The following is a 25,242-nucleotide window of genomic DNA, read 5'->3' as shown; positions in this document are numbered from 1 at the left end:
ACGCCGCCGTCGCGTACGCGAGGACGTGGCTGGCCGGAAATCGCGCACACGGGGTTTCCACAGACCCGTCACAAGACGGGGCCTGCTCCCTACACTGAGTTTCCGGGTGGGGCACGGGGATCGGGGGAGCGTGTGCAGCCTACGGAACCGGTGGGGGGCGAGGCCGGCGGGCCGTACTTCTTCCTGAGCTACGCCCATGTGCCGCGCGGCGGATCCGACCGGGCCGACCCGGATCTGTGGGTGCACCGGCTCTTCCGCGACCTGTGCGACGTCGTCCTCAACCTGACGACCGTGTCCGCCTCGGGCGCCGGGTACATGGACCGGTCGATGCGCGCGGGGGAGACGCTGAGCGACGACCTCGCCCGCTCGCTCGCGCAGTGCCGGGTGTTCGTGCCGCTGTACTCGCCGCGCTACTTCATCAGCCCCTGGTGCGGGCGGGAGTGGACCGTGTTCGGCCGCAGGCCCGGCTCGATGCCCGGCGCGGTGGTGCCCGCGCTGTGGGCGCCGGTGCCCGAACGCCGGCTGCCGCCCTGCACCCGGGACGTCCCCCACCCCGAGCACGAACACACCCAGCGCTACCGGGAGTTCGGGCTGTACGGGCTCGCCAAGTTACGGTCGTTCCGCAGCGACTACGAGAAGGACGTCCACACCCTCGCCCGGCGGATCGTCGCGGCCGGGGACGCCGCCGCCGTCCCGCACGGAGACGGCGACCGGGACAGCCTGGACGCCGCGCAGGACGCGTTCGCGCACGCGGCACACCCGAGCCCCGCCGAGCCGCCGCCCCGGCCGACCACCCGGCGCCGCCTGCGCATCAGCGTCGCCGCCGCCTCCCGCACGACCCTGCCCGAGGGCCGCGACCCCGCCTACTACGGGCGCACACCCCTCGACTGGCGGCCCTACCACCCCGTAGCGCCGTACCCGCTCGGCAAGCTGGCGTCCGACATCGCCGAGCGGCTCGACTTCCAGCCGGACGTACGGGAGTTCGACCACCGGGCCGGGCCGGCCGACGGGCCCGAGGTGCTGCTCCTGGACCGCTGGCTGCTGCGCGACCCCGAACACCGGGCCAGGCTGGGCGAGTTCGACGCCGCCGACCGGCCCGCGACCGGCGTCGTCGTGCCCTGGAACGGCGCCGACCGCGACGACGACGCGGACGGCCGCAGCGTCGCCGCCGAGGTCGAGGCCGCGCTCCCGCGCCGCACCCGCCGCCAGCGCCAGGCGGGCCGCCCGCCCGTCCTCGGCCCCGACCCGGCCACCTTCAGCCGCCAGCTCCCGCGCGTCGTGCACTGGGCGGCGACCGAGTACCTCAGACGCGCCCCCGCCCGCACACCGCCCGGCGAGGGCCCGCGCCGCTTCCGGCTGGGCGACATGGGCCGCGAGGAAGACAAGAGCCGGCAGGGAAACCGGAGCCGGCCACAGGGCCGGGGCCGGGAGGAGGGCCGGGGCTGGGAGGAGGGCCGGGGCCGACCGGACAGCCACAGCCCCCACCAGCCCCAGGGCAACCAGCCGCTGGCCGACCGGCCCCGGGGCGACCAGCCGCCGGCCGGCCGGCCGCCGGCTCACCAGCCCCAGCCGCCCCCGGACCACCCAGCCCACCAGCGTCACCAGGGCAGCCCTTGGACGGCGCCCGATCGTCGTCGTGCCGAGGAGGAGGGACCGCGATGAGCCTCGACGAACAGGGTGGCCGCGCAGGCCGCATCGTGACGTTCTACTCGTACAAGGGCGGCACCGGACGGACGATGGCGCTGGCCAACGTCGCCTGGATCCTCGCCGCCAACGGCAAACGCGTCCTGGCCGTGGACTGGGACCTGGAGGCGCCGGGCCTGCACCGCTTCTTCCACCCCTTCCTCGACCCGGCCACCGTCGGCGCGACGACGGGCGTGATCGACCTGCTCACCGAGTACGCGTGGGCGGCCACCGACGACGACGGCGAGGGCCGCCCGGACGACTGGCACCGCGAGTACGCGCGCGTGCAGCGGCACGCCGTCTCCGTCGACTGGGCCTTCCCCGAGCCCGGCACCCTCGACCTGGTCACGGCAGGCCGCCAGAACCGCGACTACTCCGCGATCGTCGCCACCTTCGACTGGGACAACTTCTACGACCGGCTCGGCGGCGGCCTCTTCTTCGACGCCCTGCGCGACGACATGCGCGCCCACTACGACTACATCCTCATCGACAGCCGCACCGGCCTCTCCGACATCGCCGACATCTGCACCGCCCACCTCCCCGACGTCCTCGTGGACTGCTTCACCCTCAGCGACCAGTCCATCGACGGCGCCGCGTCCGTCGCCCGCGACATCGGCGAACGGTTCCGCCCCCGCAACATCCGCATCCTGCCCGTACCGATGCGCATCGACGAGGGCGAGAAGGAGAAGGCGGACGCCGGACGGATGCTCGCGCGCGCCAAGTTCGACGGCTGGCCCGCCGGTCTGACGGACGATCAGCTCACCACCTACTGGCTGTCGGTGGAGGTCCCCTACCGGCCGTACTACGCGTACGAGGAGACCCTCGCGACCTTCGCCGACGAGGCCGGCAACCCGATCTCCCTGCTCGCCGCGTTCGAACGGCTCACCGCCGTGATCTCGGCGCAGGCCGTCACCGCCCTGCCCCGTATGGACGAGGAGCAACGCCTCGGCGTCAAACGGAAGTTCGTCCGCACTCGCGCCGCGCTCCCCGCCGACCTGCACCTCAGCTACGTGTCCGAGGACCGCATGTGGGCGGAGTGGATCACCGTCCTGCTCACCCGCGCCGGCTTCCGGGTCGTCCCCCGCTACGCGGGCGGCGACGGCGACGGCGCCGACAAACCCGCCGACCGCACCGTCGTCGTCCTCTCCCCGGCCTACCAGCGCTCCGCGCGCGCCCGCCACGTGTGGGAGACCGCCACCGGCAACGACCCCACCGGACGCCGCCAGGTCCTCGCCGTGCGCGTCGGGGACATCCGGCCCGCGCCCGCGTTCACCGACTGGCCCAGCGTCGACCTCGTCCGCACCAGCGAGAAGAACGCGGCGACGGCCCTGCTGCGCGCCCTCGGCAAGCCCCCGCTGCCCGCCGACCTCGCCGACGACACCGGCACGACGGCCGCCGCCCGCTTCCCCGACACCCAGCCCCGCTTCTGGAACGTGAGCCCCCGCAACTCGTCCTTCACCGGCCGCAGCGCCCTCCTGGAGAAGCTGCGCGACCTCCTCGGCGCGAGCGGCACCGGCGGACGCAGCGCCGCCTACGCCCTGTACGGGCTCGGCGGCGTCGGCAAGACGCAGATCGCGCTGGAGTACGTCCACCGGTTCGCCGCCGACTACGACCTCGTCTGGTGGATCTCCTCCGAGCGCAGCGAGTTCGTGGTCTCCGCGCTCGCCGACCTCGCCCCCCGGCTCGGCCTGCGCGGCGGGGAGGACGCCGCCCAGGTCGCCCAGGAGGTCCGCGACCACCTGCGGCAGTCCGGGCCCTCGCTGCGCTGGCTGCTGGTCTTCGACAACGCCGACGAACCCCAGGAGGTCAGCCATCTGCTGCCCGGCGGCAGCGGGCACGTCCTGATCACCTCCCGCAACCAGACCTGGCTCCAGTACGGCGAGGCCCTGGAGATCGACCCCTTCCTGCGCGAGGAGAGCGTCGAGCACCTGCTGCGCCGCGCCCCCGACCTCAGCGCCGAGGACGCCGACCGGGTCGCCGCCGCCGTCGGGGACCTGCCCCTCGCGCTCGAACAGGCCGGCGCCTGGCTCGCCGAGACCGCCACCCCCGTCGACGACTACCTCCTCGAACTCGACCGGCAGGCCGAGCACGTCCTGTCCCTCAGCCAGCCCGCCGGCTACCCGCAGCCCGTCGCCGCCACCTGGAACGTCTCCATCGAACGCCTCAAGGAACGCTCCCCGGCCGCCGTACGCCTGCTGCAACTCTGCGCGTTCTTCGCCGCCGAACCGATCTCCATGAAGCTCCTGTACGGCGACGAGATGATCCGCGTGCTGGCCGCCGAGGACCCCTCGCTCCAGGAGAAGATGGTCCTCGGCCGGGTCATCCGCGAGATCGGCCGGTTCGCGCTCGCCAAGGTGGACCGCTCCCAGCAGAGCACCATCCAGGTGCACCGGCTCGTCCAGGCCGTCATCCGCTCCCAGCTGACGCAGCGCGAGCAGCTGGAGGCGCAGCACGTCGTCCACCGCATCCTCGCCGGGGCCCGCCCCTCGGGCGAGGAGCCCATCGACGACCCCGAGAACCAGCCCACGTTCGCCGCGATCTGGCCCCACCTCGACGCCTCCGAGGCCAGCATCTGCGACGACCCCGAGACCCGTCAGCTCCTCATCGACCGCGTCCGCTACCTGTGGAAGCGCGGCGAACTCCCCGCCGCCATCACCTTCGCGGAGAACCTGCGCGCCCTGTGGGAGGAGAAGCTGGACGACTCCCGGCGGCGCATCGCCGCGTTCTCCCCGGAACCCGAGGACCCGCCCCACCTCCCCGCGCAGACCGGCGGACGGCCGCTGCGCACCCTCGACGGGGAGCGCCTCTACCTCACCAACCTCCGTATCCAGCTTCTCCACCTGCGCTTCCACATCGTCAACATCCTGCGCTCCTTCGGCAAGTACGTGGAGGCCGAGCAGCTCGGCTCCGACGTCCGCGACCAGCAGCGCTCCCTGCTCGCCCCCGACCACCCGCACATCCTGATGACCACCAGCGGCCTCGCCACCGACCTCGGCTCCGTCGGCCGCTTCGCCGACGCCCTCCGGATGGCCGACGAGGCCTACCTCGGCTTCAAGGAGGCGTTCGGCGAGGACCACCCGCGCACCCTCAGCGCCAACAACAACCGCGCCGTGTGCCTGCGCCTGCTCGGCCGCCACAACGAGGCCCGCGACATCGACCAGGAGATCTACGACCGGCGCCGCAACGACCTCGGCGTCAAGCACCCGCACACCCTGATCAGCGTCACCAACCTCGGCCGCGACCTGCGCGAGACCGGCGAGTACGACGCCTCGGTCTCCCTGCTGCGCGGCAGCCACGCGGCCTACATCGAGACCTTCGGCGAGCTGTACCCGGAGACGCTGCGCTGTGCCAAGAGCCTCGCCGTGTCGCTGCGCAAGGCCGGGCTCGTCGACGAGGCCCGCGCCCTCACCCACCAGACCCGCGAGAACTACCGGCTGCGCGAGACCCCCACGACCACCCCCGACGTCCTGGACTGCACCCTCAACTACGCCACCGACCTGTACGCCACCGGCGCCCGCGAGGAGGCGCTCGCCCTCACCGAGGACATCGTCCGGCAGTACCGCGTCGCGCCCGGTGAGCGCCATCCCGCGACGCTGGCCGCCCTCAACAACTGCGGGATCTTCCTGCGCGGTTCGGGCCGCGTGGAGGACGCGCGGGTGCTGCTGGAGGGCAACTACGCCACCCTGCGCGAGGTCCTCGGCGACGCCCACCCGTACGTGCTGGCCTGCGCGGTCAACCTCGCCAACACCCTCGCCGAACTGGAGGAGCTGCACCGCTCGGAGGAGCTGGAGCGGTTCGCCGTCACCGGGTTCCAGAAGGCGCTCGGCTACAAGCACCCGGACACGATCGTCTCCCGCGCCAACCTGTCCGTCACGCTGCGGGCGCTGCGGCGGATCCCGGAGGCGGACCAGTTGCAGGAGAGCGCCCAGGCCGACCTGGAACGGCTTCTCGGCGAGGGGCATCCGCACACGGTGAGCGTGCGCGAGGGCAAGCGCATCCACCGGGACCTGGAGCCGCCCCTCATCTGACAGCCCGTCACGTCTGGGACGGCGCCAGCTGGTTGGGGCCGCCCGACAGCCACGTCACGATGTCCGGCAGCACCCGCAGCGCCGCGAAGTGCGCCGCCCTCGGATGCACGACGACCGTACGGCCCGGGATGTGCTCCGCCAGCCACCGCGTGTGGCTGGCCGGCGCGAACACGTCCTGCTCGCCGTGCCACAGCAGGACCGGTACGGAGATCGCGTCCAGGGCGAAACCCCACGGCGCGCAGAACGACAGCGCGTCGTCGACCCAGCCGTCCGCCGAGACGCTGAGCGCCTCCGCGTAACTGCGGATCAGCATGCCGCGGATACCGGCGTCCGCGATCACCCTGAGGTCCGACTCCGTGAGCTCCCACCGGAGTTGGGACAGCAGCTTGCGCGGGTCGGCGCGGATCGCGACCGAGCGGGCGCGCAGGCTCGCGGCGAGCCGGTCGGGGCCGACGACGGCCTGCGCGTACTCGTGGACGTTCGACGCGGCCATCCCCGCGAACCAGTCCAGGCCCGCCGCGTCGCGCGGGGCGAGGCTCACCAGGACCGCGACGCGCGTCACCCGGCCCGCGAGCAGCGCCGCGCAGGCCAGCGCGTGCGGGCCGCCGCCCGAGCGGCCGACCACGGCGAAGCGCTCCACGCCGAGCGCGTCCGCGATGGCGGCGACGTCGTCGGCGACATGGGCGACCGAGCGGCCCGGCAGCCGGTCCGAACTGCCGTACCCCGGACGGTCGTAGGTGATCAGGCGGACCCGCTGGTGGTAGAGCAGCATCGGGCGGGGCGCCGGGCCGATCCGGCTGCCGGGGGTGCCGTGCAGCAGGAACACCGGGAAGCCGCGCGGATCGCCCGCGATCTCCACCGCCAGCCGCCTGCCGTCCCCCGTGAACACCTCGGTACGCATCCGCGGCCCTCTCTCCGGAAAAGGAAGCCCCCGTCAACTGCGGTACACGCTGCGGTCATCTCCCATGGTGGCCCAGATCATCCGGGTGTGCGCGGGTGTTGGCCTTTTCGGGTGGGATCGCGGCCGGGAAACGACCCTCAACTCTGGGCCGGTACCAGGTCGATGAGGCGGGCCGCCGCTTCCTCCGCGAGCGGCGTGAGGCGTTCGTGGACGCGCCGGAACGTCTTCTCCGCGCCGTCCGCGGGCCAGTCGGCCGGGAGGTGGAGCACGGGGAGGCGGGGGTCGCGGCGGATGATGTTCAGCCAGTCCGTCTGGAGCAGCAGACGGCGCGCCAACGCGTCCTCCGCCGACGGGAGTTCACCCTCCCAGCGCTGCCAGCGCTCCTGGAACGCCGCGTACCGGGACGCCAGTTCGCCCAGCTCCCAGGTCTCCTCGATCATCGCCGTGATGTCCGTGCCCGCGTCCGCCTGCGCGCGGAACACCTTCACGTGCGCCGACAGCCCCAGCTCCTCGACCAGCTCGGCGACGTCCACCTCGCCCGGCGCGATCCACAGCCCGCTGAACAGCGGACCGAACCCGTGCCACGCCAGCTTCGAGCGCAGGTCGTGCCGTTGCCGCTGCCACGACTCCGGCAGCGAGAACCCGAGCAGCGTCCACGAACCGTCCCACCGCCGGTTCACCGCGCCCGTGTGCCACACCCGCAGCTCGCCATCCCTGAGTACGGCCTCGGAGTGCGCGGTCAGCCCGAAGTACATCCGCCGCCCCTCCCGCTGCCTGCGCAGCAGCCCCCGGTTCACCATCCGGGTCAGCGTCGACCGAGTCGCCTGCTCCCCGACCCCGGCCCGCGCGAACACGTCGATCACGCTGCCGGAGTACACACAGACGGAGCGCCCCAGCACCTGATCGCCCAGGAACGTGAGCATCAGGGACTGGGGCCGCACCGATTCTTCCGTGGTCACAGGGCCAACCGTACGCCGGGTGGTCCGGGTCAGCGCACTACGTCCACGAAGATCGGGTTCGCGTAGAACCAGGTGTCCGTCCACGGGTCGCCGTCGCCCGGGGCGTGGGGGACCGGGCCGTGCGGGTCGACCGAGGCGCCGAGGTAGCCGGTGCCGTGGTGGTTGCCGTCGCTGCCGCGCAGGCGCAGGTAGAAGGAGTCGTCCTCCACGGTGACCGGGATGCGCAGGGTGTAGGTGCCCTTGAGGCCGGAGACGTCCTTCGTGCGGACCACCTTGGTGTCGGGGGCCTTCCAGGTGTCGGCGTCGGTGACCGGGCCGGTCACCGTGCCCCGGATGACGTCGACGTGGGCGAGCTTCGGGAGGATGCCGTGGGGGTTGACGCGGGAGGCTGTGGTGACCGTGATCTCCAGGGTCAGCTTCTCGCCCTTGCGGACCCGCAGGCGGCCCCCGAGGGTGACGCCCCGGCCGTGGCTGTGCTGGCGCTTGAGGCGTACCTCAAGGCCGTCGAGGAGGTGGCCGTGGTCCGCCCAGACGCGGCCCGCGCGCATACCGGCCATGACCGCGCGGTAGCCGTAGCGGGTCACACCGACGTGCGTACGGCTGAACTGGCCCGGCCAGAAGTCGCTGCCCGGCTGCGGGGACGTCGTGTCGACCGGGTCGGGCAGCTTGCCGGTGTTGTCGAAGTTCTGCCCGGCCGGCCAGTCGCCGTTCTTCCACGTGTCGAAGACGATGCGGTGCGCGTCGGAGTTGCTGGTGATCGAGAACAGGCCGCCTTCTGCCAGCATCGAGTCCCACAGCCCGCCGACGGTCGCCGTCGCCCAGTCGAAGCCGCCGTACGTCAGGTACGCCTCCTTCGGGTACCCCGCGAAGGAGTTCGCCGACGGCGCGTTCTCGTACTCGCCCCGGATCGAGTTCGCCCCGCGCCAGCCGGGGATCGCCGCGCCCTGAGCACCCGGCGCCCCCTCCATGCCGATCATGATCTCGGGGGCGGCGTCGCGCCAGGCCCGCAGCTCGTGCGGGGAGTCGATGCCGAGGCGCATCGGGTGGTTGGCGAGCACGAGGACGTCGTCCACGTAACCGCAGCGGCGCTGCTCCGCCAGCCACTTGATCGCCTTGACGGCGTGGGCCTCGTTGCGCGCGGTGTTGGCGTTGCCGGGCGCGCCGTCCGTGTAGTTCAGGAGCTTGCCGTCGAAGGCGCTCTCGAACCGGGTCAGGACGTCGACCTCGTTCGGGCCGGGCGGGGTGAACACCGTGCAGTGCTCGGCGGCCGGGATGTACCACTCCAGGCCCTGGAAGATGAGCTGGCGCGGGTTCTCCTTGCGGGCCTTGAGGATCTCCTTGTGCTCCAGGGCGGCGCCGAAGTCGGCGTGCCCGAAGTTGGAGTGCTCGGTGAACACCATCCAGTCGAGGCCGAACTCGGCGGCCTTCGAGGCGAGTTGGGAGAACGTGTACTTCGCGTCGTGGCTGTACACGGAGTGGATGTGGTGGTCGCCGACGAGGTAGGCGAGGCGCGGGTCCTCGCCCCCGTAGCCGCCGTGGCCCTTGCCTGCGGCCGGCGCGGCGGACGCGGGGGAGGCCAGCGCCGGGGACAGCGCGAACGCCGCCCCGAACAGGCCCGCGCTGCGCAGGAGTCCACGCCGGGAGACGCCCTGCGGATCGAGGTCGGCGGGCGCGACGGAGGGGTCGGCCCAGGTGGGGAGCTGTTGCTCGGTCATGACAGGTCTTTCTGGGAAAGGCGTTCCGGGGACGGTCAGTGGTTCATGAACTGGCTGACGGGCAGCGCCCGTTCGACGATCCGCACATCACCGAGGCGCGCGTGCAGGATCTGGTCGATCTTCCCGGCGTACTCGTAGCCGCCGAGCAGCCACGGCAGCCCGACCGAGGTGATCCCCGTGGAGACGGCCTTGGGGTTGCGCACGACCGGGCAGCCGTCGACGTACAGCGTCGTGTGCTTCCCGTCGTTGACGACGGCGACGTGCCACCAGGTCTCCAGCGGCGTCTGCTGGCCCCAGTTGGTGGCGATGCCCTCCTGGTTCAGCGGGCGCATCGCCCACTGCGGCTCGCGGTCGTTGGACAGCGAGAGCGTGGCCAGCGGCTCGTCCGGGTCGTCGCCGGTCTTGTGCGCGGCCCCGCCCGTGCCGGTCCGGCCGACGATGCCCGACCAGGCGTGGTGCGCCGGGTCCCAGTCGGCGGGCAGGCGGTAGAACGCCTCGATGGTGTAACCGTTCCTGAACACGGCCTTGTTGATCGGCGCCGCGTCCACGGTCTTCAAGTAGGCGCCCTTCAGGGGCGACTTGAACCCCTGGAACTCCAGGCTCCCGTGCCCGGGCTGGTCGGGGTGGTGGTCGGCGGACCAGCCGAGGGCGCCGCCGCCCACGCTCACCTGCGTGAGGTCGTTGCCCTTCCCCGACAGGTCGCGGACCGTGCCGCTCACCGCCTTGTCGAACCGCCAGTACGCGACCGTCCCCCGCACCAGCATCTTCGACGCGGGCCGCGCCGCCCGCACCGGCACCGGGGCGAAGCCCTCGAAGCGGGCCGCGAAGTCGATGTCGACGCTGAACCGGTCGGCGTCACCGCTGAGTTCGATCTCCTGCCGCTCGAACTCGTTGAGCCCCTTCTTCGCCCGCCCGAGGATCCACGGCGACACCGTCTCGACGTCGATGACGTTGCGGTCGAGGTCGAAGCGGTACAGCCGGATCATCGCCGCGCCGCCGAAGTACCGGTTCTGGTAGTTCGTCAGATGCAGGTGGACGTCGTTCCCCGCGCTGTTCTTGCGCGTCGCCCGCCCCGCCGGCCAGTAGTGCCCGTTCAGCGTCAGGAAGATCTGGTCGTGGTCCTTGACCAGCCGGTCCCACAACTGCTGCCCGTAGTCCGACAACTGGTCGTCGTCCACGACGAGTTCGTGCGTCGTGAGGATCACCGGCGTCTTCGGGTGCTTCGCGAGGACCCTCTTGGCCCACGCGTACCCCTGGTCGGACAGCCGCCAGTCCAGCGCGAGGACCAGCCACTGCCGGCCCCCGGCGTGGAACAGGTGGTAGGTGTTGTACCCGTCCGGGGACGCCCCGCCGAACGTCGGCTTGGCCGCGAACCGCTTCGGCCCGAACGCGTCCAGATAGGGCGAGGCCCCGCGCTGGTCGGTCGTCGAGGACTTCACGTCGTGGTTCCCGGCCAGCACGCTGTAGCCGACACCCTTGCGGTCCAGCAGCCTGAACGCCTCGCCGATCGCGGAGAACTCGGCGGCGGCCCCGTTCTGCGTCAGGTCGCCCAGGTGCGACAGGAAGACGATGTTCTCGTCCTTCCCGTGCTCCAGCAGGTACTTGAGGGACGCCTCGACGGGCTTCGCGTCGATGCTCGGGCCGTCGAAGAGGTACTGCGTGTCGGGCATCACGGCGAGCGTGAACCGACGGCTCTTCGCGTCGGGACGCCACGAGGAGTGGACCTTTTCAGAAGCCGACTTTTCAGCGGCCGAGGCGGTCCCGGCGGGCAGCGCCACCCCGGCGGTCGCGGCGGCGCCGAGCAGCGCCGTCGCGCGCAGGAAGCCGCGCCGTCCGGCAGCGGCCTGCGGAGCCTCGCAGGGCTCCTGGCCGGAAGAGTCATGGGCATGCGAAGTACACACAGGTGCTCCGGTGGTGCTCAGAAGTGAGAGGTGGGTGTTACAGCACGCGCAGGGTCCAGCTCCAGTGATGGCAGCCCGTCGCGACCAGATAGGAGGGGAAGGTGTCGGGCCCGCACGAGGCCGTGCCGAGCCCCCGGTGCGCCGCGTCGACGTGCACCACGCAGCCCGCGCGCGGCACGAGCTCGTCGTGGTGCGCCGCCGCCGTCAGGTCGCCCGCGCGGTGGCGCGTGACGGAGACCTGACGCGGCGCGTCCAGGGTCACGGCGAGCCCGGTGGCGTCCGGCGCGGACAGGGTGAAGCGCCGTACGCCGTGCAGGCCGCCGCTCTCCTGCGGGCGCAGGTACGGCGTGAACAACGCGTCGACAGGCCGCGCGTGGTGGCCGACGGGGGCGCCGGCCGCGCGGTCCGGGTACGACTCCCAGGGGCCCTGCCCGAACCACTCCAGCAGGTCGAGCCCGGGCACCGTCTCGAAGACCGAGCCGACGCGCGCCACGTCGTGGAACGCCTCCGGCACCTGAGCCGACTCGTCGACGTGGATGCCGCCCTCGACCGGCGTGAGGATCTGCCGGTGCCGTACGACACCCGTCGCGCCCGCGTACTCGGCGTCGACGATGACGGCCGCGCCGTCCCGCTGCACCGAGACGACCTCGCGCACGAGCTGGTCGAGCCCCCATGCCCGCCAGCGCGCCGCGATGCCGCCCAGTTCGTCGTTGTCGGTGGGCGCCCGCCACAGCGAGAGCACCGGCGCCGAGGTGAGCAGCGGGTGGACGAGCAGCCCGTCGCCGTCGACCTCCACGCGGCCCTTCGCCACCGGTTTCCCGGCGGGGGAGGGCTCCCGCAGCCGCACCTGCGGCACGCAGACCTCCGTCCCCGCCGGCGCCCACGGCAGGTCCTGCGCCGTCGTCACCCGCAGGGTCAGCCACGCCTCGCCGCCGTCCTGAGGCAGCGCGAACGGCACGGGTACGGTGCCGGAGTCACCCGGCGCCAGTTCCGGCAGTTCTGCCACGGCGGTGAGAACGGTGCCGTCGGCGAGCGACAGCCGCCACTCGGCGGCCAGCCAGTCGAGGCCCCGGAAGTGCTGGTGGTTGGAGACCACGAGATCGCCGTCGTCGTCCAGGGCCAGCCGGACCGGCGCCGCGATCTCCCGGTGCTCGAACATCACCGGCTTCGGGGTCCGGTCGGGAAAGACGACGCCGTCCGCGATGAACGCGCCGTCGTGATCGGGTTCGCCGAAGTCACCGCCGTACGCCCAGCGGTGGCCGGGTCCGGCGACGCCGCTCTCGTAGAGCCCGGCGCCCCCACGCCCGGCCGGTCGTCCGTCGTTCACACGTTGGAGGATTCCGTGGTCCCAGAACTCCCAGATGAACCCGCCCTGAAGTCCAGGCGTTGACTCGATGGCGGCCCAGTGGTCCGCGAGCGTGCCGTTGCTGTTGCCCATCGCGTGCGAGTACTCGCACCAGATCAGCGGCTTGGTCTGGGTCCCCGAGCGGGCGTGCGCGACCACGTCGTCCAGCGAGGCGTACATCGGGCAGGCGATGTCCGAGGCGTCCGAGCGGGCCGCCCAGTCGAGCTTCGCGGCGCCCTCGTACTGAACCGGTCGAGTCGGGTCGTGCCGGCGCACCCAGCCGGCCGCCGCGTCGTGGTTCGCCCCGTAGTCCGACTCGTTGCCCAGCGACCAGACGATCACTGAGGGGTGGTTCTTGTCCCGCAGCACCATCCGCGAGACCCGGTCCACGAAGGCGCCCAGGTAGCGCGGGTCGTCGGCGATCTCGTGCGCGTGGTCGTGCGACTCGATGTTCGCCTCGTCGACCACATAGACGCCGAGTTCGTCGGCGAGGTCGTAGAACGCGGGGTCGTTCGGATAGTGCGAGGTGCGGACGGCGTTGAAGTTGAACCGCTTCAGCAGGGCGAGGTCGGCGCGCATGTCCTCGTACGACACCGTCCGGCCCGTCAGCGGGTGGAAGTCGTGCCGGTTCACCCCGCGCAGGAACACCCGCACGCCGTTGACCAGCAGATCCCGGCCCACGATCGTGACGTCCCGGAACCCCACCCGCTGCCGGGAGACGTCGGCGACCGAGCCGTCGGCGCGGTGCAGGCGGACGGCGAGGTCGTACAGGAACGGCGTCTCGGCGGTCCACGGCCGGACGCCGGTGACCTGGTGGTTCAGGCGGACCTCGCCGAGGAAGCCGGAGACGCGGCCGTCCTCCTCGTTGAACCGGTCGAGTTCGGCGTCCTGGGTGAGGAGGGCGCCGTTCAGCTCGCCGGTGACGTACCAGCCCTCGGGCAGCTCGCCGCCGGCGTCCCGCACCTTGCAGTCGACGCGCAGCGCCCCGTCGGCACGGGCGCGCACGTCGACGTCGGCGAGGTGCAGGGGGTCGGTGGCGTAGAGGAGGACGGACCGGGTGATGCCCGCGTGCCACCACTGGTCCTGGTCCTCGATGTGCGAGACATCCGACCATTTGACGACCGTGAGGCGGACCAGGACCCGCTCGCCGGGGCGCGCGAACCGGGTGATGTCGAAGTCGGCCGCGAGGTGCGAGTCCTTCGAGACGCCGACCGGGCGGCCGTCCACGTGGACGAGGAGCACGCTCTCGGCGGCACCGACCTGGAGGACGATCCGCCGGCCGGTCCACTCGGCCGGAACGTCCACGGCCCGCTCGTACACGCCCGTCGGGTTGGCGGCGGGCACGGACGGCGGGACGTCCCCGAACGGCATCCGGACGTTGAGGTAGACCGGCAGGTCGTCGGTGTTCTGCATCGTCCAGGCGCCCGGCAGGGTCTGCGAGGACCAGGCGCCGCCGAGCGCCGCGTCCGGCGCGGGCAGGAGCTGGAAGCGCCATTCCCCGTCGAGGGAGAGGGCGCCCGCCCGGCGGTCCACGGCGGACATGGGCAGCCGCCCCCAGGAGGTCACCTCGGGTGACTCCCAGGGGCGGAGCGCGGACAGCGGGTCCATCACTTGATGGCCCCCTTCGCGAGGTCTCCGATGATCTGGCGGGCGCCGATCGCGAAGACGATCAGCAGCGGGACGAGCGCGAGCAGCGCGCCGGTCATGACCATGCCGTAGTCGGTGGTGCCGTGCGTGCCGTTGAGCTGGGACAGCGCCACCTGGAGGGTCACGTTGTCCGGGTTGGTCAGCGCGATCAGCGGCCAGGCGTAGTCGTTCCACTGGCCCATGAACGTGAAGATCCCGAGGAACGCGAGCCCGGGACGCACCACCGGCAGCGCGACGTGCCAGTACTGGCGCAGGAAGTTCGCGCCGTCGATGCGCGAGGCGTCCAGCAGCTCGTCGTGGATCGCGCCCTGCATGTACTGGCGCATCCAGAAGATGCCGAACGCGTTCGCCGCCGCCGGGACGATCAGCGACGTCATCGACCCGATCCAGCCCAGCTTCGCCATGATCACGAACTGCGGGATCGCCGCGAGCTGCGCCGGGACCATGAAGATGACCATCAGCAGCGCGAACAGCAGCCTGCGGCCCGGGAAGTGGAACTTCGCGAAGACGAACGCGGCCAGCGAGTCGAAGAACAGCACCAGCACGGTCACGCTCGTCGCGACCAGCAGCGAGTTCCCCATCGACCCGAAGAAGTCGATCGCGTCGAAGAGATTGCGGACGTTCTCCCCGAAGTGCGAGCCCGGCAGCAGCTTCGGCGGGTAGGAGAAGATCTCCGACGAGGTGTGGGTCGACATGATGACGGCCCAGTAGAACGGGAACGCCGACAGCAGCAGCCCGACGACCAGGACGGCGTGCAGCGCGATACCGCGCCTGCGGGAGCCCTTGATGGAAGACATGGCGCGCGGCTCCTAGTCTTCGCCCCGGCGCTGCACCAGGCGCCAGTTGACGATGGAGAAGAGGATGACGACGAGGAAGATCCCCCACGCCACGGCGGCGCCGTAGCCGAAGTCGTTGTTGTCGAAGGTCTGCTGGAAGAAGTAGAGGACCATCGTCTGGCCCGAGTGCCCCGGACCGCCCGCGTACGTCGAGTCGTTGGCGGACGACTGGAGCAACACCTGCGGCTCCGAGAACGACTGGAGCCCGGTCACCGTCGAGACGACCAGCACGAACAGCAGCACCGGACGCATCATCGGCAGCGTGATCCGGAAGAACGTCTGGAACGGGTTCGCCCCGTCGACCTTCGCCGCCTCGTACAGCTCACCCGGGATCGTCTGGAGCCCGGCGAGGAAGATGATCGCGTTGTAGCCGGTCCACTGCCAGGTCATCAGCGTCGCGATCGCGACCTTGATCCCCCACGGCGTGTTCAGCCACGCCACCTGATCGAGCCCCACCGCCTGCAACAGGGCGTTCATCAGGCCGAAGTTGGTGGAGAACACCGACCCGAAGATGATCGCGACCGCGACCACCGAGGTCACGTTCGGCAGGAAGTACGCGAACCGGTACACGTTCTTGAACCGCACGGCCGAGTTCAGCATCACGGCCGTCACCATCGCCAGGAAGATCATCGGGAACGTCGCGAGCGCCCAGATGATGACCGTGTTGCCGATGGAGTTCCAGAAGTCCGTGTCGGAGATCAGGTACCGGTACTGCGCGAGCCCGGCCCACTCCATCGACCCGAGCCCGTCCCAGCGGTGGAACGACACGTACAGCGAGAACCCGACGGGGATCAGGCCGAAGCCGAGGAACAGCAGATAGAAGGGGGAGATCGCGGCGTACAGATGCCAGTACTTGCGCCAGCCCTTCTTCGGCTGCGACGGCGCGGTTCTCCCGATCACGGGAGGCTTCTCCAGGGCGGTGGCCATCAGTAGCTCACCCCCAGGTGCCCTGCGATCCGGCGGCACTTGCTCATGGCGTCCTTCCAGGCCTGCTCGGGGTTCTTGCCGAGGACGCCGACGTTCTTGATCTCGTCCTTCAGGGGCTGGCCCAGCGCGATGTCGAACGGGCTGTTGTAGGCGACCGGGATCTTCTGCGCGGCGGGCCCGAAGACGTCCATGGTCACCTGCCCGCCGAAGAACGGGTCGGGCTCGGTCAGCTTCTTCATGCCGTACGACGCCGGGGTCGACGGGAACAGCCCCGCGTCCACGAACCCCTGCGCCTGGTTGTCGGCGTTCAGCAGCCAGGTGATGATCTCGAACGCCTTCTCCGGCTCCCGGCACTCCTTGGTGATCGCCAGGAACGAACCCCCGATGTTCGAGGGCCCGCCCGGACAGTTCGCCACCCGCCACTTGCCGGCCGTCTTCGGGACGCCCTGCTTGAGGTCGCTCGTCGACCAGGACGCGTTGAGGTTCGACGGCAGCTTGCCGTCCTCCTGTGCCGACAGCGCGTCCGGCGTGCCGCTGACGATGCTGGAGACGATCCCGCGCTTCTTCGCCTCCACCGCCCGCGCCCACGCCGTACGCACGTGGTCCTCGTCGCCGATGAAGTGCCGGTCCTTGTCGACGTACTGCTTCGTGCCCTGGTTCATCGACATCGTGAAGACGCTGGTGATGTCGGTCAGCAGGTAGGTGCCCGGGATGCGCTTCTTCAGCTGCTCGCCGGCCGCGAAGAACTGCTCCCAGGTCGCGATCTCCCGTGACACGTCCGCAGGTTCGGACGGCAGGCCCGCTTTCGCGAACACGGCCGGCTGGTAGTAGTGCGCGACCGGACCGCAGTCGATCGGGAAGCCGACCATCGTCCCGTCGTCGGCGACCCCCTGGTCCCACTTCCACGACAGGTACTGGCTCTTCAGCTTGTCGGCGCCGAGCGTGCGCAGGTCCACGAACTGGTCCGCGTTCGGCAGGTAGGACGCCATGTCCTCGCCCTTGAGGCCCGCGATGTCGGGGATGTGGGCGCGCCCGGCCATCGTGGTGATCAGCTTCGAGCGGTAGTAGCCGCCGATCTGGATCGCCTTCAGGTCGACCGAGGGGCCGTAGCGCTTCTTGGCGTTCTTCACGACGGTGTCGCTCAGGCCGCCGTTCCAGTACCACAGCACCATGTTGTCGCCGGTCGAACCGGCCGGTACCGCGCACGCGGACGCCAGGCCGCCGAGCGCGCCGGCGGCGCCGGTGGCAAGGCCCGCGCGCAGCAGGCCTCTTCGTGAGAGCCGCACAGCTCCCACCGCCTTTCGGGATCTTTACTGGACTACTCGGGAGTGGGGGTCTTTTCCAGGGGGGGCTAAAGGGGGTTCGCCGGAAGCGATGTGACGGTCTGTCAGGTGGCCCGCGCCGGGGGCGTCACCGGCGCGTACCGCACCGGCCGCCCCGGGTCGGCGGGCAGACGGTCCGTCAGGAAGCCGTACGCGCGCCGCAGTTCGGGGTCGGTCACCGACCGCCACCAGCGGTCCACCCCGTACCAGCCCGGCGCCGCGAGCGCGCCGCCGTGGTGCTGTACGGACAGCCCCGCGGCCAGCACCGCGAACTTGAGGCGCTCCTCCAGCGGCCACCCGCCGAGCGAGGCCGCGACGAAGCTCGCGCCGAACACGTCACCGGCGCCCGTCGCGTCCAGTACGTCCACCGGGAGCGCCGGGACCTCGGCGTACTCGCCGGTCGTCTGGTCCACCGCGACCGCGCCGTCGCCGCCGCGCGTGACGACCGCCACCGGCACCAGCTCGGTGAGCGTGCCGAGCGCCGCGACCGCGCTGTCCGTGCGGGTGTAGGCCATCGCCTCGGTCTCGTTCGGCAGGAACGCGTGGCACAGCGAGAGCTGGTCCAGCAGGTCCCGCGACCACTCCTGGGTCGGGTCCCAGCCGACGTCCGCGTACACCCGGGTGCCGTTCGCGGCAGCCTTGGCGATCCACGCGCGCGGCTCGGCCTCCAGGTGCACCAGGGCGGTGCGCGCGGCGGGCGGGTCGGCCATCAGCTCGTCCTGCGAGTACGGGGGCTCCTGGCCGTGCGTGACGAGGGCGCGGTCGTCGCCGTGGGCGAGGGCCACCGTCACCGGGGTCGGCCAGGCCTTCGCGACCCGGGACAGGGTGAGGTCCACGCCCTCCTGTCCGGCGATGACCTCCTGGCAGTACGCGCCGTAGAAGTCGTCGCCGAAGACCGTCGCGAGCTGGGTGCGCAGGCCGAAGCGGGAGGCGGCCACCGCGAGGTTCGCGATGCCGCCGGGGCCGCAGCCCATGCCGGCCGTCCAGACCTCCTCGCCGGGCGTGGGCGGCTTGCCGAGGCCCGTGAGGACGAGGTCGTAGAAGAGCAGCCCGGTCAGCAGGACATCGGGAGTCCGGGGGGTGTCGTCCACGGGGTGGCGCCTCTCGTCGGAACGTTCTTCAGAACTGTTCACATTCGGTGCACGGAATCGTGCGCTCTCTTGCAGACCTGGTCAATAGTCGAGCAGAAATGAGCATGGATTTGATTGAAGATGACGAGTAGTGTTCGTGTCGTGCTGGCAGAACGACGACATCAACTCATCCTCCGGGCCCTGCGCTCCGGCGGCCCCGCAGCCGTCACCGACCTCTCCGAGCAGCTCGGCGTCAGCCCCGCCACGATCCGGCGCGACCTGGTCAAGCTGGAGGAGGACGGGCTGCTGACCCGCGTCCACGGCGGCGCGGTCGCCGAGGAGGGCGACCAGCCCTTCGCCGAGGTCGCCGGGGTCCGCGTCGCCGAGAAGGACGCGATAGCCGCCCGCGCGGCGGCGATGATCACCAACGGACAGTCGGTGCTGCTCGACATCGGCACCACCGCCTACCGGCTCGCCCGGCAGCTGCACGGCCGCCGCCTCACCGTCATCACCAGCAACCTCGTCGTCTACGAGGAACTGGCCGACGACGAGGGCATCGAGCTGGTCCTCCTCGGCGGCGTCGTCCGCCGCGACTACCGCTCCCTGGTCGGCTTCCTCACCGAGGACAACCTCCGCCAGCTCCACGCCGACTGGCTCTTCCTCGGCACCAGCGGAGTGCGCCCCGGCGGACAGGTGATGGACACGACCGTCGTCGAGGTGCCGGTCAAACGCGCGATGATCAAGGCGAGCGACAAGGTCGTCCTCCTCGCCGACCGGGCCAAGTTCCCGGGCACGGGCATGGCGAAGGTCTGTGGTCCAGAAGAGCTGGACGTGGTGGTGACGAACGCCCCGGTCGACCCGGTGACCCGCTCCTCCCTGGGAGAGGCGGGCGCCGAGGTGATCGTGGCAGGAAAGGGTCAAGTGTGAAGCTGACGATTCTGGGCGGCGGCGGATTCCGGGTGCCGCTCGTGTACGGCGCGCTCCTCGGCGACCGCGGCGAGGGCCGGGTGACCGAGGTCGTCCTGCACGACCTGGACGCGGGACGGCTCGGGGCGGTGACACGAGTCCTCGCCGAACAGGCCCGTTCCGTGCCGGACGCGCCCGTGGTGACCGCCACCACGAACCTCGACGACGCCCTGACCGGCGCCGACTTCGTCTTCTCCGCGATCCGCGTCGGCGGCCTCGAAGGCCGCGCCAACGACGAGAAGGTCGCCCTCGACCAGGGCGTCCTCGGCCAGGAGACGGTCGGCGCGGGCGGCATCGCCTACGGGCTGCGCACGGTCCCGGTGGCCGTCGACATCGCCCGGCGCGTCGCCCGGCTCGCCCCGGACGCCTGGGTCATCAACTTCACCAACCCGGCGGGCCTGGTCACCGAGGCCATGTCCCGCCACCTCGGCGACCGCGTCATCGGCATCTGCGACTCCCCGGTGGGCCTCGGCCGCCGCATCGCCCGCGTGCTGGGCGCGAACCCGAACGACGCCTACATCGACTACGTCGGCCTCAACCACCTCGGCTGGGTGCGCGGCCTGAAGATCGCCGGACGCGACGAGCTGCCCCGCCTCCTCGCCGACCCCGACCTGCTCGGCTCCTTCGAGGAGGGCAAGCTCTTCGGCACCGACTGGCTCAAGTCCCTCGGCGCGATCCCCAACGAGTACCTCCACTACTACTACTTCAACCGCGAGGCCGTCCGCTCCTACCAGGAGGCCGAGAAGACCCGCGGCGCCTTCCTGCGCGACCAGCAGGCCCGCTTCTACGACGAGGTCGCCGCCCCCGGCGCGCACGCGCTGGACGCCTGGAACCGCACCCGCGCCGAGCGCGAGGCGACGTACATGGCCGAGAACCGCGAGACGGCCGGGGCGGGCGAGCGCGACGAGGACGACCTCTCCGGCGGCTACGAGAAGGTCGCCCTCGCCCTGATGCGGGCCATCGCCCGCGACGAGCGCACCACCCTCATCCTCAACGTCCGCAACCGCCACACCCTCTCCGTGCTCGACACGGACGCGGTCATCGAGGTGCCCTGCCTGGTCGACGCCAACGGCGCCCACCCGGTCGCCGTCGCACCCCTGCCCGGCCACGCGGTCGGCCTGGTCAGCGCGGTCAAGGCCGTCGAGCGCGAGGTGCTGGCCGCCGCCGAGTCCGGTTCCCGCACGACCGCGGTGAAGGCGTTCGCGCTGCACCCGCTGGTCGACTCGGTGAACGTCGCCCGCAGGCTGGTGGAGGGCTACACGGCCGTCCACCCGGGTCTCGACTACCTCAAGTAAGCTCCCGGCGGAAAGCGACTAGAGAGCGCTTTCTGCGGTTTGGTCCGGTATCTCTCCCTGGAGACCTCTCATGCATGACGAACGCCAGCGGATCGAGGAGCGCGTAGAGCGCCTCCACACCCAGCGCATCAAGCCCGCGATCTACGCCGCGACCGTCCCCTTCGCGGTGGAAGCCTGGCAGGCCCCGGGAGAGCCGGTGTCCTTCGAGGAGGCCACCGGGGCTGTTTACGAGCCGTTCGAGATGGGCACCCCGTGGGGCCCGCCGTGGGGCACCACCTGGTTCCGGATGCGCGGCACGGTCCCCGCCGAGTGGGCGGGCCGCCGCGTCGAGTCGGTCATCGACCTCGGCTTCGTCGGCGACTGGCCCGGCAACCAGGCCGAGGCCCTCGTCCACACCGTGGACGGCACCCCGCTGAAGGCCGTCAACCCCCTCAACCAGTACGTCCCCGTCGCCAACCCCGCCGTCGGCGGCGAGGAGATCGACTACCTCGTCGAGGCCGCGTCCAACCCGGACATCCTTGCCGAGAACTTCTCCAAGATCACGCCGATGGGCGACATCCTCACCGCCGGCGACAAGCCGCTCTACACCTTCCGGCACGCCAACCTCGCCGTCCTCGACGAGGAGGTCTGGCACCTCGACCTCGACGTGCAGGTCCTGCGCGAGCTGATGGTCGAGCTGAGTGAGCACGAGCCGCGCCGCCACGAGATCATGCACGCGCTCGACCGGGCCATGGACGCGCTCGACCTGGACGACGTGCCGGGGTCGGCCTCCGAGGTGCGCGCGATCCTGGCACCGGTCCTCGCCAAGCCCGCCAACGCCTCGGCGCACATCATCTCGGGCGTCGGCCACGCCCACATCGACTCCGCCTGGCTGTGGCCGATCCGCGAGACGAAGCGCAAGACGTCCCGCACCTTCTCCAACGTCACCTCCCTCGCGGACGAGTACGAGGAGTTCGTGTTCGCCTGCTCGCAGGCCCAGCAGTACGAGTGGGTGCGCGACAACTACCCCAAGGTGTGGGCCCGCATCCAGGAGTCCGTGAAGAAGGGCCAGTGGGCGCCCGTCGGCGGCATGTGGGTCGAGGCGGACGGCAACCTGCCCGGCGGCGAGGCCGTCGCCCGCCAGCTCATCCACGGCAAGCGGTTCTTCATCGAGCACTTCGGCATCGAGACCAAGGGCGTCTGGCTCCCCGACTCCTTCGGCTACACCGCCGCCTACCCGCAGCTCGCCAAGCTCGCCGGCAACGAGTGGTTCCTCACCCAGAAGATCTCCTGGAACCAGACCAACACCTTCCCCCACCACACCTTCTGGTGGGAGGGCATCGACGGCACCCGCATCTTCACCCACTTCCCGCCCGTCGACACCTACAACGCCCGCTTCAGCGGCGAGGAGATGTCCCGCGCGGTCCGCCAGTACCGCGAGAAGGGCAACGCCAACCGCTCCCTCGCGCCGTTCGGCTGGGGCGACGGCGGCGGCGGCCCCACCCGCGAGATCATGGAACGGGCGCGGCGCCTGCGGGACCTGGAAGGCTCCGCCAAGGTCGAGATCGAGCACCCCGACGAGTTCTTCGCCAAGGCCCGCGCCGAGTACCCCGACGCCCCCGTCTGGGTCGGCGAGCTCTACCTGGAGTTGCACCGCGCCACCTACACCTCGCAGGCCCGCACCAAGCAGGGCAACCGCCGCAGCGAACACAAGCTGCGCGAGGCCGAGCTGTGGGCGACGACCGCCGCGCTGCACGCGCCGGGCTACACCTACCCGTACGAGAAGCTCGACCGCCTCTGGAAGACGGTCCTGCTCCACCAGTTCCACGACATCCTGCCCGGCTCCTCCATCGCCTGGGTGCACCGCGAGGCCGAGGCCGAGTACGCCCGCGTCGCCGAGGAACTGGAGGAGCTGACCGCCGAGGCGATCGACGCCCTCGGCCACGGCGGCCTGCGCGTCTTCAACACCAGCCCCTACGACCGCGCCGAGGTCGTCCGCACCCCCGACGGCACCCGCGCCTACGTCGAGGTCCCGGGCAGCGGCAGCGCGGTACTGACCGACGCCGTGGCGCCGCAGCCGGTGACGGTGGACGGGCTGACCCTCGACAACGGCCTGGTCCGGGTCGAGTTCGCTGAGGACGGCACGCTGTCCTCGGTACGGGACCTGCGCGCCGGCCGCGAAGTCCTCGCCGAACCCGGCAACCTGCTGCGCCTGCACACCGACCTGCCCAACTACTGGGACGCCTGGGACATCGACAAGCACTACAAGAACCGGTACACCGACCTGCTCGACGCGGACTCGGTGACCGTCGTCGAGGCGGACCCGCTGATCGGCGCCGTGCGCATCGAGCGGTCCTTCGGCAAGGGCTCCACGATCGTGCAGACGGTCACCGTCCGCGCGGGCAGCTCCCGCATCGACGTCGAGACGGACATCGACTGGCACGAGGCCGAGAAGATCCTCAAGGCCGCGTTCCCCATCGACATCCGCGCCCCGCACTCCTCCGCCGAGATCGCCTTCGGCCACATCCAGCGCCCCACCCACACCAACACCTCGTGGGAGTCGGCCCGCTTCGAGGTCTCCGGCCACCGCTGGGTCCACGTCGCCGAACCGGGCTACGGCGTCGCCGTGCTCAACGACTCGACGTACGGCCACGACGTGTCCCGCACGGTCCGCGAGGACGGCGGCACCACGACCACCGTCCGCCTCAGCCTGGTGCGCGCCCCGCGCATCCCCGACCCCGGCGCGGACCAGGGGCGCCACCGCTTCACCTACTCCCTGCTGCCCGGCGCGAGCATCGCCGACGCGGTCGCCGAGGGCTACTCCCTCAACCTGCCGCTGCGCCTCGCCGAGTCGACGGGCGCGGCCGAACCGGTCGTCTCCGTGGACGGCGAGGGCGTGACCGTCGAGGCGGTCAAGCTCGCCGACGACGGCTCGGGCGACCTCGTCGTCCGGCTCTACGAGTCGAGCGGCGGCCGGGCGACCGGGACGCTGCGCACGTCGGTGGCGATCACCGGCGCGCAGATCACGGACCTGCTCGAACGGCCCTCCGAGGACGCCGAGTTGGCGGCCGACGGGTCGGTGGCGGTCGCGCTGCGGCCGTTCCAGATCCTGACGCTGCGCCTGCGGCGGGCCTGACCCCTGAGGGACGGGCACTCGGCGGTGCCCGTCCCCTTTCGCTGGCAAGTCCCCCGACCTGTCGAGGAGTTCAGCCGTGCCCATGCAACCCTGGTTCACCGACGCCAAGTTGGGGATCTTCGTCCACTGGGGCATCTACGCCGTGGACGGCGTCCCGGAGTCCTGGTCCTTCTACGACGACATCGTCCCCTACGACCGGTACGTCTCCCAGCTCGACCGGTTCACCGCCTCCAAGTACGATCCCCGCGCCTGGGCCGACCTCTTCGCGCGCGCCGGGGCCAGGTACGCCGTCCTCACCACCCGGCACCACGACGGCGTCGCGATGTGGGACACCGAGCACAAACACCTGGGCCTGGACCGGGACTTCCTCACCGGATACGCCGACGCGCTGCGGGAGAAGGACCTCAAGGTCGGCTTCTACTACTCGCACTCCGACTGGAGCCACCCCGACTACGCGTCCACCCGCAAGCCGGGCCGCCCGCCGGAGCAGGAGGACAACCGGTACTCCGAATGCGCCGCCGAGGACGAGGACCTGGCGGCCTGGGACCGCTTCATCGCCTACCGGGACGGCCAGATCAGGGAGTTGGCGTCCCGCTTCCGCCCCGACCTGATGTGGTTCGACGGCGAGTGGGACCGCAGCGAGGAGCAGTGGCGCATCCCCGAACTCGCCGCGCTCATCCGCTCCTACGTGCCGGACGTCGTCTTCAACGCCCGCATGCTCAGCGAGGGCGACTACGCGACGCCCGAGCAGGGCGCCCCCATCGTGCCGCCGGACGGGCCGTGGGAGCTGTGCCTCACGATCAACGACTCGTGGGGCTACCAGCACCACGACCACAACCACAAGTCCCTCGCCCAGCTGATCCGTTACTTCACGGAGACCATCGGCGGGGGCGGCAACCTGCTCCTGGACGTCGGCCCGATGGAGGACGGCACGATCCCCGCACCGCAGGCCGAGCGCCTCGAAGGGCTGGGGGAGTGGATCCGCCGGCACGAGGAGGCGGTGTACGGGACCGTGCGCGGGCTCCCCGCCGGGCACCACTACGGCCCGAGCACCCTCTCCGCCGACCGGCGCACCCTCTACCTCGTCCTCTTCGACGCGCCCCGCGCGGAGATCGGCGTCCGGGGGCTGGCCACCGGCGTCCGGAGCGTACGGGTCGTGGGCTCGGGCAAGGAACTGGGGCACCGGGTGGTCGGGGGGCTGCACGACGCGGTGGGCGTCCTGTGGATCGACCGGCCGGAGGCAGCGGATCTCGATCCGTACGCGACTGTCCTGGCCGTCGAGTTGGAGGGTGAGCTGGAGCTGTACCGGGGAGCGGGCCGGTTCTGAACGTCGTTCGGGTCGGTCGGTCGCTCCCCGTGACAGCGGCCGACCGACCCGATCCCCCGATCGCTCCACGGACCTCCCGTACCCCGTTCGGTCCCCCGTGAGGTCCATGGAGCTTGTGGTGCTCCCCCGTGGTGCTCCCCCTGGTGGTGCTTCCCCTGAACGTCGGCGCTTCCCCCGTCGAGCCCCTTGCGCCCACATGAGTAAG

At 71.3% G+C, this 25,242-nt stretch carries 15 protein-coding genes; 6 read left to right on the top strand and 9 right to left on the bottom strand.

Annotation, left to right across the window (positions count from 1 at the left end; translation table 11 throughout):
• Nucleotides 1–132: 132 nt before the first annotated feature.
• A complete protein-coding gene (locus tag AOK24_RS01640; RefSeq protein WP_079056621.1) occupies nt 133–1,662 on the top strand; it encodes a TIR-like protein FxsC in 1,530 nt (509 codons plus the stop codon).
• A complete protein-coding gene (fxsT, locus tag AOK24_RS01635) occupies nt 1,659–5,711 on the top strand; it encodes an FxSxx-COOH system tetratricopeptide repeat protein (protein ID WP_063799370.1) in 4,053 nt (1,350 codons plus the stop codon). The genes AOK24_RS01640 and fxsT overlap by 4 nt, the downstream gene beginning before the upstream one ends.
• A gap of 7 nt (nt 5,712–5,718) precedes the next feature.
• Here the strand turns inward: fxsT and AOK24_RS01630 are convergent, their stop codons facing one another.
• From AOK24_RS01630 to AOK24_RS01590, 9 genes are all read right to left on the bottom strand, one after another.
• The gene (locus tag AOK24_RS01630) at nt 5,719–6,612 is read right to left on the bottom strand and encodes an alpha/beta fold hydrolase (protein ID WP_055718232.1); all 894 of its coding nucleotides are present in this window, start codon (nt 6,610–6,612) and stop codon (nt 5,719–5,721) included.
• 137 nt (nt 6,613–6,749) lie between these two features.
• A complete protein-coding gene (locus AOK24_RS01625; protein ID WP_240001647.1) occupies nt 6,750–7,571 on the bottom strand; it encodes a PaaX family transcriptional regulator in 822 nt (273 codons plus the stop codon).
• 29 nt (nt 7,572–7,600) lie between these two features.
• Nucleotides 7,601–9,286: a PHP domain-containing protein gene (locus AOK24_RS01620; RefSeq protein ID WP_055718231.1), complete on the bottom strand. Its 1,686-nt coding sequence runs from the start codon at nt 9,284–9,286 to the stop codon at nt 7,601–7,603.
• Nucleotides 9,287–9,321: 35 nt separating this feature from the next.
• Complete coding sequence (locus AOK24_RS01615; RefSeq protein WP_055718230.1) at nt 9,322–11,187, bottom strand: LamG-like jellyroll fold domain-containing protein; 1,866 nt, start codon at nt 11,185–11,187, stop codon at nt 9,322–9,324.
• Nucleotides 11,188–11,224: 37 nt separating this feature from the next.
• Entirely contained in the window at nt 11,225–14,140 is a 2,916-nt protein-coding gene (locus AOK24_RS01610; RefSeq protein WP_055718229.1) for a glycoside hydrolase family 2 TIM barrel-domain containing protein, read from the bottom strand.
• A complete protein-coding gene (locus AOK24_RS01605; RefSeq protein ID WP_055718228.1) occupies nt 14,140–14,976 on the bottom strand; it encodes a carbohydrate ABC transporter permease in 837 nt (278 codons plus the stop codon). The genes AOK24_RS01610 and AOK24_RS01605 overlap by 1 nt, the downstream gene beginning before the upstream one ends.
• Nucleotides 14,977–14,988: 12 nt before the next feature.
• Nucleotides 14,989–15,942, bottom strand: a complete 954-nt coding sequence (locus AOK24_RS01600) for a carbohydrate ABC transporter permease (RefSeq protein WP_055718227.1) — start codon at nt 15,940–15,942, stop codon at nt 14,989–14,991.
• Nucleotides 15,942–17,228 carry an extracellular solute-binding protein gene (locus AOK24_RS01595; RefSeq protein ID WP_055718226.1) on the bottom strand — a complete coding sequence of 429 codons (1,287 nt, stop codon included), beginning with the start codon at nt 17,226–17,228 and terminating at the stop codon, nt 15,942–15,944. The genes AOK24_RS01600 and AOK24_RS01595 overlap by 1 nt, the downstream gene beginning before the upstream one ends.
• 101 nt (nt 17,229–17,329) lie before the next feature.
• Nucleotides 17,330–18,355 carry a carbohydrate kinase family protein gene (locus AOK24_RS01590; RefSeq protein ID WP_055718225.1) on the bottom strand — a complete coding sequence of 342 codons (1,026 nt, stop codon included), beginning with the start codon at nt 18,353–18,355 and terminating at the stop codon, nt 17,330–17,332.
• Nucleotides 18,356–18,496: 141 nt separating this feature from the next.
• On the opposite strand from AOK24_RS01590, the gene AOK24_RS01585 reads away from it, so the two are divergent.
• The 4 genes from AOK24_RS01585 (at nt 18,497) to AOK24_RS01570 (ending at nt 25,037) form a co-directional block, all read left to right on the top strand.
• Nucleotides 18,497–19,261: a DeoR/GlpR family DNA-binding transcription regulator gene (locus AOK24_RS01585; RefSeq protein ID WP_055718224.1), complete on the top strand. Its 765-nt coding sequence runs from the start codon at nt 18,497–18,499 to the stop codon at nt 19,259–19,261.
• Nucleotides 19,258–20,595: a 6-phospho-beta-glucosidase gene (locus tag AOK24_RS01580; protein WP_055718223.1), complete on the top strand. Its 1,338-nt coding sequence runs from the start codon at nt 19,258–19,260 to the stop codon at nt 20,593–20,595. The genes AOK24_RS01585 and AOK24_RS01580 overlap by 4 nt, the downstream gene beginning before the upstream one ends.
• A gap of 70 nt (nt 20,596–20,665) precedes the next feature.
• Entirely contained in the window at nt 20,666–23,710 is a 3,045-nt protein-coding gene (locus AOK24_RS01575) for an alpha-mannosidase (RefSeq protein WP_055718222.1), read from the top strand.
• 58 nt (nt 23,711–23,768) lie between these two features.
• Nucleotides 23,769–25,037, top strand: coding sequence for an alpha-L-fucosidase (locus AOK24_RS01570; RefSeq protein WP_420876644.1), 1,269 nt, complete (start codon nt 23,769–23,771; stop codon nt 25,035–25,037).
• Nucleotides 25,038–25,242 lie beyond the last annotated feature (205 nt).

Origin of the sequence: Streptomyces niveiscabiei (genome assembly GCF_001419795.1) — a bacterium.
In the GTDB taxonomy this organism is placed as follows: Bacteria; Actinomycetota; Actinomycetes; order Streptomycetales; family Streptomycetaceae; genus Streptomyces; species Streptomyces niveiscabiei.
The sequence above is the reverse complement of the archived record's forward strand: the minus strand, read 5'-3'. Positions and strand labels throughout refer to the sequence as shown.

Bases quoted from the DNA above. Each gene is read 5' to 3' on its own strand.
- AOK24_RS01605 (WP_055718228.1), bottom strand. From the start codon at position 14,976: ATGTCTTCCATCAAGGGCTCCCGCAGGCGCGGTATCGCGCTGCACGCC.
- fxsT (WP_063799370.1), top strand. From the start codon at position 1,659: ATGAGCCTCGACGAACAGGGTGGCCGCGCAGGCCGCATCGTGACGTTC.
- AOK24_RS01630 (WP_055718232.1), bottom strand. From the start codon at position 6,612: ATGCGTACCGAGGTGTTCACGGGGGACGGCAGGCGGCTGGCGGTGGAG.
- AOK24_RS01610 (WP_055718229.1), bottom strand. From the start codon at position 14,140: ATGGACCCGCTGTCCGCGCTCCGCCCCTGGGAGTCACCCGAGGTGACC.
- AOK24_RS01575 (WP_055718222.1), top strand. From the start codon at position 20,666: ATGCATGACGAACGCCAGCGGATCGAGGAGCGCGTAGAGCGCCTCCAC.
- AOK24_RS01620 (WP_055718231.1), bottom strand. From the start codon at position 9,286: ATGACCGAGCAACAGCTCCCCACCTGGGCCGACCCCTCCGTCGCGCCC.
- AOK24_RS01600 (WP_055718227.1), bottom strand. From the start codon at position 15,942: ATGGCCACCGCCCTGGAGAAGCCTCCCGTGATCGGGAGAACCGCGCCG.